This window comes from Paraburkholderia sp., from assembly GCF_026225065.1.
In the GTDB taxonomy this organism is placed as follows: domain Bacteria; phylum Pseudomonadota; class Gammaproteobacteria; order Burkholderiales; family Burkholderiaceae; genus Paraburkholderia.
On sequence record NZ_JAMFSB010000089.1, the window covers coordinates 1 to 12,335 of the forward strand.

12 protein-coding genes are annotated in these 12,335 nt (G+C 62.0%); 10 read left to right on the top strand and 2 right to left on the bottom strand.

Annotated features, from left to right (window positions below):
• The first annotated feature begins 591 nt into the window (after positions 1-591).
• The 9 genes from M0954_RS06865 to M0954_RS06905 all read left to right on the top strand — a co-directional run bounded on the left by M0954_RS06865 (position 592) and on the right by M0954_RS06905 (position 10,024).
• Positions 592-2,100 carry an RNA polymerase factor sigma-54 gene (locus M0954_RS06865; RefSeq protein ID WP_297352301.1) on the top strand — a complete coding sequence of 503 codons (1,509 nt, stop codon included), beginning with the start codon at positions 592-594 and terminating at the stop codon, positions 2,098-2,100.
• A gap of 105 nt (positions 2,101-2,205) precedes the next feature.
• Positions 2,206-3,405, top strand: coding sequence for an aminotransferase class I/II-fold pyridoxal phosphate-dependent enzyme (locus tag M0954_RS06870; RefSeq protein ID WP_297352303.1), 1,200 nt, complete (start codon positions 2,206-2,208; stop codon positions 3,403-3,405).
• Positions 3,406-3,629: 224 nt separating this feature from the next.
• The gene (locus M0954_RS06875; protein WP_297352305.1) at positions 3,630-4,220 is read left to right on the top strand and encodes a lytic transglycosylase domain-containing protein; all 591 of its coding nucleotides are present in this window, start codon (positions 3,630-3,632) and stop codon (positions 4,218-4,220) included.
• A 109-nt stretch (positions 4,221-4,329) separates the two neighbouring features.
• Positions 4,330-5,103, top strand: coding sequence for an SDR family oxidoreductase (locus M0954_RS06880; RefSeq protein ID WP_122155769.1), 774 nt, complete (start codon positions 4,330-4,332; stop codon positions 5,101-5,103).
• A gap of 120 nt (positions 5,104-5,223) precedes the next feature.
• A complete protein-coding gene (locus M0954_RS06885) occupies positions 5,224-6,123 on the top strand; it encodes a LysR family transcriptional regulator (protein ID WP_123387382.1) in 900 nt (299 codons plus the stop codon).
• 213 nt (positions 6,124-6,336) lie between these two features.
• Positions 6,337-7,068, top strand: coding sequence for a FadR/GntR family transcriptional regulator (locus M0954_RS06890; RefSeq protein ID WP_122155771.1), 732 nt, complete (start codon positions 6,337-6,339; stop codon positions 7,066-7,068).
• Positions 7,069-7,315: 247 nt separating this feature from the next.
• Entirely contained in the window at positions 7,316-8,059 is a 744-nt protein-coding gene (locus tag M0954_RS06895; RefSeq protein WP_123387587.1) for a (Fe-S)-binding protein, read from the top strand.
• Positions 8,056-9,447: an LUD domain-containing protein gene (locus M0954_RS06900; protein ID WP_297352307.1), complete on the top strand. Its 1,392-nt coding sequence runs from the start codon at positions 8,056-8,058 to the stop codon at positions 9,445-9,447. The genes M0954_RS06895 and M0954_RS06900 overlap by 4 nt, the downstream gene beginning before the upstream one ends.
• The gene (locus M0954_RS06905) at positions 9,434-10,024 is read left to right on the top strand and encodes an LUD domain-containing protein (protein ID WP_122155773.1); all 591 of its coding nucleotides are present in this window, start codon (positions 9,434-9,436) and stop codon (positions 10,022-10,024) included. Before M0954_RS06900 ends, M0954_RS06905 begins: the two co-directional genes overlap by 14 nt.
• Here the strand turns inward: M0954_RS06905 and M0954_RS06910 are convergent.
• Positions 10,008-11,300 carry an MFS transporter gene (locus tag M0954_RS06910; RefSeq protein ID WP_123387381.1) on the bottom strand — a complete coding sequence of 431 codons (1,293 nt, stop codon included), beginning with the start codon at positions 11,298-11,300 and terminating at the stop codon, positions 10,008-10,010. The genes M0954_RS06905 and M0954_RS06910 overlap by 17 nt on opposite strands.
• A gap of 342 nt (positions 11,301-11,642) precedes the next feature.
• On the opposite strand from M0954_RS06910, the gene M0954_RS06915 reads away from it, so the two are divergent.
• On the top strand, positions 11,643-12,008 hold the full coding sequence (locus M0954_RS06915) for an RcnB family protein (protein WP_122155775.1): 366 nt from the start codon (positions 11,643-11,645) through the stop codon (positions 12,006-12,008).
• 122 nt (positions 12,009-12,130) lie between these two features.
• On the opposite strand, the gene M0954_RS06920 is transcribed toward M0954_RS06915, so the two are convergent.
• On the bottom strand, positions 12,131-12,335 hold a 205-nt coding region (locus M0954_RS06920; protein ID WP_297352309.1), incomplete at its 5' end, for a lipocalin-like domain-containing protein.

A 12,335-nucleotide genomic window follows, 5' to 3' on the forward strand; every position in this document is an offset into this window, starting at 1 on the left:
GCGTTCAGGGCGAAAGCGACACAGGCAGCGACGCCAGCGGTCTTCAGAAAATGGATGGTCTTCATATAACTGCTCCTTCGTGTTGTTGAAAAGAGATGCGGTCTTGTTACCTATGTGGTCGATCGCGACTGAATGCGAGTCGCCGATGACACACGTGGGATCGTTGCCGCTACGGTTCCGTCAGGGCCGTTAATCGACACCGGATACGCGACTCATTCACTTGACGCTGGTTGCGCATGCGTTGATGCAGCGCGCTTGTCATTTGACTGAGGTTTATCCGTCCACACGACCATAGGCGCAAGGCGTGTGCCCAAGGGTGCGCATTCGCTTCGCAAAGGGCGTAGACGCGTCGTCCAGACGGCGCATAAGCTTGTAGGGTTGGCGTGGTGGCCCGCGGAGCGGCCCGGTAAAAGGCATCGTCGGCCGCTGCGCATTTTTCCGGCCAATTGTAAAAAATGGCGCAGCAAGCGGCCCGCCTGAGCTTGGCGAAAAAGCAAAGATGAGAAAAAACAGCAGTTTGCGCGAGCTGGTACGACAGTTGCTCTGGTAGTGCCAAGCCACTTTTTCGAACTATCGCAAGGACTGACTACAATGCCGCCTTCAATTGAACTACGCACAAGGCAATCACTGGCACTGACTCCCCGGTTGCAGCAGTCAGTGCGGCTATTGCAGTTATCGTCCCTCGAGTTCCAGCAGGAGTTGCGTACTGCGCTCGACACCAATCCCTTTCTCGAATACGACGCGACCGACACGGAAGACGTTGCTCTCGCAACTTCTTCGACCGGCGACGACAGCGTCCCGGTCGCGGCTGGCGACGCCGTCAGCGCGAGCGAACCCGATACGATACTCGACACGGCGGTAGCCGATTCGCGTGAGAGCATGGCCTCGGATGAATCGTCGGGCGACATGTCGTCCGGTGAATTCCCAGGCGAATTCTCCGGTGACTCGTTCAGCCGCAGTTCGTCGCGCCAGAACGGCGATTCCGAAGGCAGCGACCCGGCCGAATGGGCCCGTTCCCAACCTTCACTGCGCGAACAGTTGCACGACGGGCTGCGGCTGTACCGTCTCGACCAGCGCGACCGTGAAGTTGCCCGCTTCGTGATCGAAGCGCTCGACGACGATGGCTACCTGCGCCAGGATCTCGCGGATCTGGCTGCGATCGTCGACCTCGAGCCGGCTTTGACGGAAGAGGAATTGCTGGTGGCGCTGCGCCTCGTGCAGTCGCTCGATCGTCCGGGACTCGGCGCACGTTCGCTGTCCGAGTGTCTCGGGCTGCAACTGCACGCGATGCCCGTTGACGTGCCGGGTCGCGATGTCGCGCTGCAGATCGTCGAACATCATCTCGAGCGCCTTGCGCGCCGCGAACAGGCCGAACTGCAAAAGCAGATTGGCTGCTCGGCGGATGAGTTGCGCGTGGCTTGTGCTCTCGTGCGCAAGCTCGATCCGAAGCCCGGTAATTTCTATGGCCGCACGGAAGACAACTACGTCGTGCCGGACGTGATCGTTCGTCAGGTGCGCAACAAGTGGATTGTGAATATCAACCCGGCCGTGCAGCCGCGCGCACGGATTCACCGCATGTATGCCGAGCTGTTTGCGCAGTCGGCCGGTGCAAGTCGTTCGCCGCTTGCACAGCAACTGCAGGAAGCGCGTTGGCTGATCCGCAATGCACAACAGCGCTTCGATACGATTCAACGCGTGGCCGAATGCATCGTCGCCCATCAGAAAGCGTTCTTCCAGTACGGCGAGATCGCGCTTAAACCGATGGTGTTGCGTGACGTCGCCGAAGAGCTCGGCCTGCACGAATCCACCATCTCGCGCGCGACGGGCAACAAGTATATGGCGACGCCGCGTGGCATTTTCGAATTCAAGCATTTCTTTCCGCGCGAGCTGGGCACCGAAAGTGGCGGCACCTGTTCGGCCGCGGCTGTCCGTGCGCTGCTCAAGGAAATGATCGCCGCGGAAAACTCCAGCGATCCGCTTTCGGATGTGACCTTGGCGCGTATGCTCGCCGAGCAGGGCGTGCTGGTGGCACGGCGGACGGTGGCGAAGTATCGCCATCTGATGAAGGTGCCGCCGGCTGAGTTACGTCGCCAGATTTGAGCTAACCCCGCAGCCTTCTCCCTTGCACATTGTTCGCAACGATGGACGTTTTGCCCGCTCCCCATTACATTGATGGCCGGACAGTTTTTGCCGTGAGGAGTGGGGATGAAGTATTCAAGTCTGGTCGAGCGCCTGCAGGGCAAGCGCACGTCCGCGTGGGAGATTCACCATGCCGCGCAACAGGCGCGGGCGAGAGGCGAAGATGTGATCGTGCTGAGCGTCGGCGATCCGGACTTCGCGACACCTGAGGCGATCGTCGAGCGGGCGGTCGAAGCGCTGCGCGGAGGCGACACCCACTACACCGCGGTGGTAGGACGTGAGCCGCTGCGTGCGGCAATCGCCCGTGAACACACCCGCACGACCGGCCGCGCAGTCGGGGCCGACAACGTGATGCTGTGCGCCGGGGCGCAGAACGGCATTTTCGCCGCGGCGCTGTGTCTGTGCGAGCCCGGCGACGAAGTGGTCGTGCCGGAGCCGCTCTATCTGACCTACGAAGCCTGTGTGCGGGCCTCGGGCGCGACGCTGGTGCCCGTGCCCGTCGACGCGGCACGCGGTTTTCACCTGGATTGCGACGCGCTCGAAGCGGCTATTACCCCGCGCACCAAAGCGATTTTCTTCGCCACACCGTGTAACCCGACCGGCGTCGTGATGCCGCGCGCCGATCTGGAACGCATCGCGCAACTCGCTCGCCAGCATGATCTGTGGGTGGTGTCCGACGAGGTCTATGCCGACCTCACGTTCGAGCGCGAGCACGTCAGTATCGCCTCGCTCGAAGGCATGGCCGAGCGGACCGTGACGATCGCGAGCCTCTCGAAGTCGCATGCGATGGCGGGGTGGCGCGTAGGCTGGGCGATCGGGCCGGCGGAGCTGATCGGTCATCTCGGACGGCTCGCGTTATGCATGCTGTATGGCCTGCCCGGGTTCATCCAGGAGGCCGCGCTTGTCGCGTTCGAGCACAAGGCACAGATCGTCGCGGATATGCGCGAAGTCTACCGGCGGCGCCGTGACGTCGTGTATGAGCGGTTGAGCCGGGTGCAGGGGCTGCGCTGTCTGTTGCCCGAAGCAGGCATGTTCATGATGGTCGACGTCAGCGGCTGCGGTCTCGATACGGTCGAATTCACCTGGCAACTGTTTCGCGCCCAAGGGGTGTCGCTGCTCGATGCCAGCGCGTTCGGCGAGACGGCCAACGGCTTCGTGCGGCTTGGCTTTGTGGTCGACGAAGCGCGTCTCGCCGAAGCCTGCGACCGGATTGCGGCCTTCGTCGCCGGTCTGCAGGTCCGGGCGCCGGTGCTGAACGCCGGCTGAGGCGGTCTTGCCGCAGTGATTCTCGCCCTGCGATCGTGATGCCCTTGTTTTGATGCTCTGTTTACATCGGGCGGACAGGTTTTTGTTCGTCCGATACGTCGTTCCACGTATTGTTCATCGCACGCGAATAGCCAGCGAGCGATATGCAGAACAGCCAGACGAACAGAGGAAGCGAAAACCGCACCACGCGGGCCGCACGAATAGTGGGCCTGACGCTCGGCGCATTGACACTGTCATTTGCGAGTGCGACGCAGGCGGCCGAAGCGCCGCGTATCACGGATGCGCCGATACTCGACGCACCGCACGTTGCCAACCCGGTCATGGCGAGCCAGGCGCCTGACGGCGCTAACGCGTCGGCACTGGTTGAGATTGCAACTATCTTGTCGGGGCAATTTCGCGTTGCGCGAGGTGAATCCACCACGATTGCGCAAGCCGTGCTCGATGCGGCGAATCGCTTTGCGATGTCGCCGGTGCTGCTGCTCGGCGTGATTGCCACCGAATCGGGCTTCAACCGGCGGGCGGTCAGCACCGCTGGCGCGAAAGGGCTGATGCAGGTGTTGCCCTCGGCACATCCGCAACTGGTGTCGGGCGGCAAGGATCTGTCCGACCCTGTTGTCAATGTAACCATCGGCTCGTCGATTTTGCGCGGCTATCTCGACGCCTCCGGTGGCGATCTCAATGCAGCCCTGTCGCGCTACAGCGGCGGCGGCAAAGGCTATGCGCGGCGCGTTGCGCTGCATATGCAGCAGTTCTCCGCGCGACTGCAGGCGCAGCCCGATGGGTTCGTGAAGGTCGCGCTGGTGGAACCGCGCTGAAGCGCAGATTGTTCACGTTTGCTGGACTTTCCATCCAGCCGCGACCGGCCAATAGTGGCGCTTGCCCCTCCTATACTGTGACTCCCCACTCAATGTCCCGGAGGACGTCATGGCAGATCACTCTCTCAACGGTAAGGTGGTCGTGGTCGGAGGCGGTGCGAAGAACCTGGGCGGGCTGATTTCCCGTGAGCTCGCCAAGGGTGGTGCGGCAGCTGTCGCGGTGCACTACAACAGCGATGCGACCCGCGGCGCCGCGGAAGAAACCGTAGCTGCCGTGCAGGCAGCCGGTGCGAAGGCGATTGCGGTGCAGGGCGACCTGACCCAGCCCGCCAACGTCGCGCGGCTGTTCGACGAAGCGCTGAGGCAGTTCGGCAAGATCGATATCGCGGTCAATACCACGGGCATGGTCATCAAGAAGCCGATCGTCGAAGTGACCGAGCACGACTACGACACGATCTTCGCAGTCAATTCGAAGGCGGCGTTCTTCTTTCTGCAGGAAGCGGGCAAGAAGCTGGCGGATAACGGCAAGGTCGTCACCATCGTGACCTCGCTGCTGTCGGCCTATACGCCGTTTTATTCGATTTACCCTGGCAGCAAGGCGCCGATCGAACACTACACGCGCGCCGCTTCGAAGGAGTTCGGCGAGCGCGGCATCTCGGTGAACGCGATCGGTCCTGGTCCGATGGATACGCCGTTTTTCTATCCGGCTGAATCGAAAGAGTCTGCCGCCTATCACGCGAGCGCCGCCGCGCTCAGCAAATCGACAAAAAGCGGCTTGACCGAAATCGGCGATATCGCACCGATTGTCAAATTTCTCGTCACGGACGGCTGGTGGATCACCGGTCAGACGATCTTCGCCAACGGCGGGTACACAACGCGCTAACTGTCAGGCTCGGCGCATTCGACCTATGCCTTGGCTCCCCGAGTCTTTGACGTTGCTTGTGCCTATGCAGCATTCATGCTTCAGTCTGGTTCGTGACAAAGCAAATGGAGCCAGACTTCAATGGATCAGGTCGACCTGCTGCGGGTTTTCGTGCATGTCGCCGATATGCGCAGTTTCATCAAGACAGCGAAGGCGCTGAACCTGCCGCGCGCGACGGTCTCGCTCGCCGTCCAGCAACTGGAGCAGCGCATGGGCGCGCGTCTGTTGCACCGGACCACCCGGCTCGTGCAGCTGACCCCGGATGGGCAGACACTGCTCGAACGCAGCCGCAGCTGGCTCGCGGACGCGGATGCGATCGACGGGCTATTCCGCAAGGCTCCCACCGAGATCGCGGGGCGCCTGAGCGTCGACGTACCGAGCCGGATCGCGCGGCGGCTCGTGGCGCCCGCGTTGCCGGCATTCTTCGAGCGCTATCCGAACGTACAGGTAGTGCTGGGGTCGACCGACCGGCCGATCGATCTGGTTCAGGAGGGCGTGGATTGCGCGATCCGCGTGGGTCCGCTGGACAGCACAAGTCTCGTTGCCCGGCCGCTTGGCGCGCTGACGCTGATCAACTGCGCCAGCCCTGCCTATCTGGCGAAGCATGGTGTGCCGAGCGCCCCCGAGGATTTGCCGAAGCACTGGGCGATCGATTACGCATCGGCAGGCGGCGCGCGGATTGCCGCATGGGAGTATCGAAGCGGCGAGCAAACCATCAATATGCCGATGCGCAGCCGTGTTGCCGTGAACAATGCGGAAACCTATATCGCCTGCTGCCTGTCGGGCCTGGGGCTGATCCAGATTCCGCGTTACGACGTGCAGGAGCACATCGAAGCGGGTGAACTGGCGGAGGTATTGCCGGCATGGCGCGCCGCGCCGATGCAGGTCTCGGCGATCTATCCGCATTGGCGGCACCGCGCGGATCGCGTCGAAGCGTTTGTGAGCTGGTTGATAAGTCTGTTGCAGAGCCGGTTCGATTGAAGGGTGTTTCTAACAGGGGCTCTTGAGCGGCGGTATTCAGCAGCGCGCCAAGGGCAACGGCCGCTCTCGTGGCCTCTCAGGTGCCACAGGGAGCGGACGCTATAATTGCCCCAATCCGATGCGGCCGTTGTGTCCAGACGCCACCTCTGACGTTTCGACCGGCCATGTCCACCAACGCAGCGCGTCACACCTTCTACCGCTACGACCTTGCCCATGCAATTTCACCCGATCCAGTCCTTCACGCGCAAACGGCTGTCCGACGTCGTGTCTGACCAGATCAAACAACTGATCTCGGACGGCGCGTTGATGCCGGGCGACCGCCTGCCCGCCGAGCGCGATCTCGCGACCCAGTTGGGCGTGTCGCGGCCGTCGCTGCGGGAAGCGCTGATCCGGCTGGAAGCGGATGGCTACATCGAGACCTCGGGGCGGGGCGGCTTTACGGTGGTGGACGTGACGGCGCCGATCATTTCGAAGCCGCTGGCGGAACTGCTGCTGCAGAACCCGCGCACCAGCGCCGACATTCTCGAACTGCGCCAGGGGCTTGAATCGATCGCGACGGTATACGCCGCCGAGCGGGCCACCGCTGCCGATCTCAAGAAGATCCGCGGCGCCTTCGAAGAACTGGAGGCCTGCTCGCTCTCCGACGACCGCACGAACCTGCCGGAGCTGGACGCGGCCTTTCACCTTGCTATCGCCGATGCGACGCATAACATCGCGCTCGCGCATGTCATCCACGGTATCCATACGCTGATTCGGGAAGGGATGCGGCAATACCATCGGCTGATCGACTACGACGATGCGAAGGAGCGTCAACTGCTGACGCAGCACCAGGCGATCTTCGACGCCGTGATGGCACGCGACGCCCAGAAGGCGCGCAAGGCCGCCGAACGCCATCTGACTTTCGTACGCGAACTGTATGAAGAAGAGGCGGCCAAGCCGTCCTGATGCCGCGGGGCGGTACTCGCGCTGACGGCTCGGTGCGTCCAAATCGGTCGCGCCAAGGTTCGTATCCAAATTGACACGTTTCTCCAACTTCCTTATATTCTTGGTCAGACCAACAAGACCAGTCATACAAAAAGCGTACGTGGGCAGCGAGCACGTCGCCGGACTGGAATCCGCAGTAGAGTAGGCACATGCGCCCGCATCCGAAGCGCAGCGCTTCGTCCCCTCAAATATGCCGGCCCTCGATTCCATGAAAGTCGCTCTTTTCATACCCTGCTTTATCGACGCGTTCTATCCGGAAGTGGGCATCGCCACCCTCGAGTTGCTTGAGCGTTTCGGCATCGAGGTTGACTATCCCCAGGAGCAGACCTGCTGCGGCCAGCCAATGGCGAACAGCGGCGCCCAGGCCGAAGCGGCGGGCGCTGAAAAGGTGTTTGCGCGCAACTTCGCGGGGTACGACTACATCGTCGGACCCTCGTCGAGCTGCATTCACCATGTGCGCGAGCATCTGACTGCAATCGAGCAAACCGCTGAGGTGAAGAAGGTGCGCGCCGTCGCCTATGAGCTGGTCGAGTTTCTGCACGACGTGGTTGGCGCCCGCGACTTTCCCTGGGCCGAGTTTCCACATCGGGTAGGGCTGCACAACAGTTGCAGCGCATTGCGCCATTTGAAAGAGGCGTCGGTCTCGGAAATCGCCGGCACGCCCTTTTCGAAACCGCTCGCCTTGCTGAAGGGCGTCAAGGGCATCGAATTCGTCAAGCTCGCACGTCCCGATGAATGTTGCGGCTTTGGCGGCACCTTCTCTGTGACGGAAGAGCCGGTATCGGTCCGCATGGGGCAGGACAAGGTTCGCGATCACCTGAACGCGGGCGCGGAATACATCGTCTCAGGCGATATGTCCTGCCTGATGCACCAGCAGGGTTGCGCGGAGCGGATGAAAGCGGACGCACGTTTTATCCATATCGCGCAGGTTTTGAACGGAGCACGCGAATGAGCCGGATCGATCACGCGAAAGCCGCGGGCGCTTTCATCGCCAAGACAGAACATGTGGCGTTTCATGACAAGCGCCTCTGGGACCTGCGCGAAAAGCGCGATGCGCAGGCGCACAACATCGCCGAATGGGAAACGTTGCGCGAGCTGGCCTCGGGCATCAAGGAACATACGCTGTCGCATCTGTCTGGGTACCTCGAACAGTTTGCATCCGCGGCGGAAGCGAACGGTGTGACCGTGCACTGGGCGGCAACCGCGGAGGAGCACAACGAGCTGGTCTATCAGATCATGTCCGGGCGCGGCATGACGACCCTCGTCAAGAGCAAGTCGATGCTCACGGACGAATGTGCGATGCGCGAATATCTCGAGCCGCGCGGCATCACGGTGATGGAGACGGACCTCGGCGAGCGCATCCAGCAACTCGATCATCAGGACCCGAGCCATATGGTGGTGCCCGCCGTGCACAAGTTGCGCGGCGATGTCGCACAACTTTTCGGCCGCACCATCGGCACCGATCCCGAGAACAGCGATATTCACTACCTCGCCGAAAGTCAGCGGATGAATACGCGGCCCTATTTCGTGCGCGAAAAGACGGCCGGCATGACGGGCTGCAATTTCGCGGTAGCGGAAACCGGTACGGTGGTGGTCTGTACCAACGAAGGCAACGCGGATCTGTCGGCCAACGTGCCGCCGCTGCATATTGCCTCGATCGGCATTGAAAAACTGATTCCGAAGGTCGCGGACCTTGGCGTGTTTGTGCGCATGCTCTCGCGCAGCGCGCTCGGCTCGCCGATTACGCAATACACGTCGCACTTCCGCGCGCCGCGTCCTGGTACCGAGATGCACTATATCCTCGTCGATCACGGCCGCTCGGAGCGCCTTGCGATGCAGGACTTCTGGTATTCGCTCAAATGCATCCGCTGCGGCGCGTGCATGAACACCTGCCCGGTGTACCGGCGCAGCGGCGGTCTTTCATACGGTGGTACGTATTCAGGACCGATTGGCGCGATCATCAATCCGACCTACGATCTGAAACGCTATAGCGCGTTGCCGTTTGCTTCCACACTCAATGGCAGTTGCACGAATGTCTGTCCGGTGAAGATCAATATCCATGAACAGATTTACAAGTGGCGGCAGGTGATCACCGAGCGCCATGAAGTACCGTTCGTGAAGCAGGAAGTGCTGAAGATGGCCGGACGTCTGCTGGCGAGCCCGACGCTGTACCGGGCGACGGTGTCGTCGATGGGCGGCGCGTTGCGGCGTCTGCCGAATTTCGTTCTGTATAACCCGCTCAATATCTGGGGCCGGCAGCGCGAACTGCCGGAAGCGCCGAAGCTAACGTTTCACGCGTGGTACCGGAAGAATCGTGGAGGTGGCGATGGCAACGCGTGAGGCTTTTCTCGCGAAGGTGCGCGCGGCGCAGCCGGAGGCGCGCGAGCGTCCCGAGGTGCCGCTGTTTGCTTCGGTGGGCGGCGATTTGCGGGCGCGGTTTACGGCGGCGTTGGCGGGGATGGGTGGGACGTGCGTTGAGGCTTCATCCGCCACGGATGTGCTCGCGCTGATCCATGAGCGCTTTGGGGCGGACGCCTCGGTGTGCTCGGCTGCGCCTGAGGTGGCCGGCACTCGGCCGCTGAGCGCCGATATGCTACCCGCTTCGCTGCAGGATGTGGATGTCGGTGTCGTACGGGCCCGCTTTGGCGTCGCGGAGACCGGCTCGGTGTGGTTCAGCGAGCAGGAATATGTGGTCAATGCGATCGGTTATATCGTGCAGCATCTGATCGTGCTGCTCGACCCTGCACAGATGATCGATGGATTGCAGGACGTCTACCGGCGGCCGGATTTTCAGCGTGCACGATATGCGGCGCTGGTGACGGGGCCGTCCGCTACAGCGGATATCGAAGGCGTGCTGATTCGCGGCGCACAAGGCGTGCGGTCGTTGACGGTGGTGTGGCTCAGCGCGCCGCATTGACGCGTGGGGTCGCGCGCAAACTGCTGAGCGCGAGGCCCGCGAGCGTGCCGGTCACAAGCAACGTGAACAGATAGAGTCCGCCTGGACCTGCGAGTCCCATAAGCGCCGACGCCAAGGTCGGCCCCGCGCTCGCGCCCAGCGAGAAGATCAGCAGCAGCCCGGCACTGACGGCGATGCGCTGGCCGGCCGGAATGCAGTCGTTGACGTGCGACGTCACCACGCCGTACAGCGAGAACACCACGCTGACATACACATACCCAAGCACCTCGACCAGCGTGCCCCCAGGCAGCACGAACAGCAGCAGGCTGCACACCGCCGCAAGCGCGGTAATGGTCACGATGATGATGCGCCGGTCGAACAGATCGGCGAGCCGCGCGACCGGCCATTGCGGCAGGAGCGCCGCGAGCAGTGCGAAGCCCATGAAGTGCGAGACGTCGGTGACCGAATAGCCGAGTCGGCGCATGAACACCGGCTGCATCGTATAGAACCCGCTGTTCAGCAGACCGGCGGCGAGGCAGCCATACACTCCGAGCGGCGCCCATTTGTAAACCGTGCTCAAGCCCGAGAGTCCACGTTCGAGACGCGAACCGCCGCCGCTCTCAGGAGCCTCCACCGGGGCCGTCGCCACGGGTGCATTGCCGGCCAGTACAACCGGTATCAGCGAAGCGGAAAACAGCGCGCTGACGAGACTGAAGAGGGCGAAGCCAGCCGGATCGGCGAGGCTGATCAGGAACTGCCCTGTGCCGACGCCAAGATAGTTTGTGATCATGTACGCGGAAAACACCCGTCCGCGCTGCGCATTACTGGCCGACTGATGCAGCCAGCTTTCCACCACCGTGAAAATGCCGACGAGGCAAAAGCCCATCACAAAGCGCAACGCAGTCCACGTCGTGGCCGAGCTCCACGTGGCATAACCGAGCGCGCAGCACGCCGAGACGGCGGCGAATGTGACAAAGGCACGATGATGTCCGACCCGCCCAATCAGGCCGCCGCCCCATAATGCGCCGACCATGAAGCCGATGTAATAAGCCGATTGCACCACACCGACCACCAGCGACGGCGTCTGCTGCTGGATCAGCCGCAGCGAGATCAGCGTGCCCAGCAGGCCATTGCCGGTAATCAGAATCGCGTAGCCGAGCAGCAGGATCGCGGTCGCCCGCAGGCTGCTGCCGGGTGCCGGGGTACTTGCAGGGTAGGCAGGGTGCGCGGCGATGGGCGGCGTGGACGGTAGACCGGCCGCCGCGTCGCGGATCCAGGATTCGTTGACCGGTTTCATCGTGTGCGTCGGGAGCCATGCAAGGATGCGGTTTCTGGTGCAACACATGTTGGCTCAGGTCAGGCACCCGAAGCAATTGCTGCAATTCACACAATTGATGTGGTCGCGTGGTAGTAACGAATGTCAAACATTCTTAGAACGCGCGTCGAAGCAGCGGAAATGTGCCGATCGATTTGAGCCGACACGCATTCTTATGACATCATTTGCCGGCGTCCGACGTTGACCCCACCGATAGGCGATCCATTTCGCATAGCGACACGGTCAAGACGCAACTGGCGCTTCGCCCCCGTCTGGAGTTGGAGCGCCAAACAGCTATCCCGTCATTCACTCTGAGGCGAAACCATGAAGTCGACATTTGCCGTACCGTTTTTGATCGTATCGTTACTGGGTACGTCCGTTGCCGCGATTGCGCAGCCGCACAATGATGATCACGGCCAGCGGCCGGTTCAGCGTGGACATGGCCGCGGACCGTCACCGCATGAGGCATCAATGGGCGGCCCGGGCGGTCCGGTTCCGCACAACGATTGGCACAAGGGCGAACGGCTGCCGACAGAGTACCGCGATCGTAACTATGTGGTCGACAACTGGCACGAACACGGCCTGCAAGCGCCGCCGCGCGGATATCAGTGGGTGGGTGTGAACGGTGACTATGTGCTTGCCGCCGTCGCGACCGGTGTCATTGCCAGCGTTCTGCTTAACGCGCACTAAGCGGCCGGGCTGAGGCCGATTGTTGTCGATGCTGGCAACAAGGTTGTGCTCGGTTGATCGTGAGGTCTGCCGTTCGTTGTCGCGAGCGGCAGACCTGTTGTGATCGTTTGTCTGATCCCCCTTTAATCGACCCGTTTCCAGACCGAAATCGGCACATCACCATTCGGTCGAGGTGTGACGCGGTAGCTCAATTCACCGTCTTTAAGCTCATAGCTTCGCTTCTGCGACTGTCCTTCCCAATTGGGAAAGGACGCATTCTGAACGTGGAACGTCAACGTTCCATTGACCGGGTCGACGCTGATCGTACCGAAATGCGTGCTGGAACCC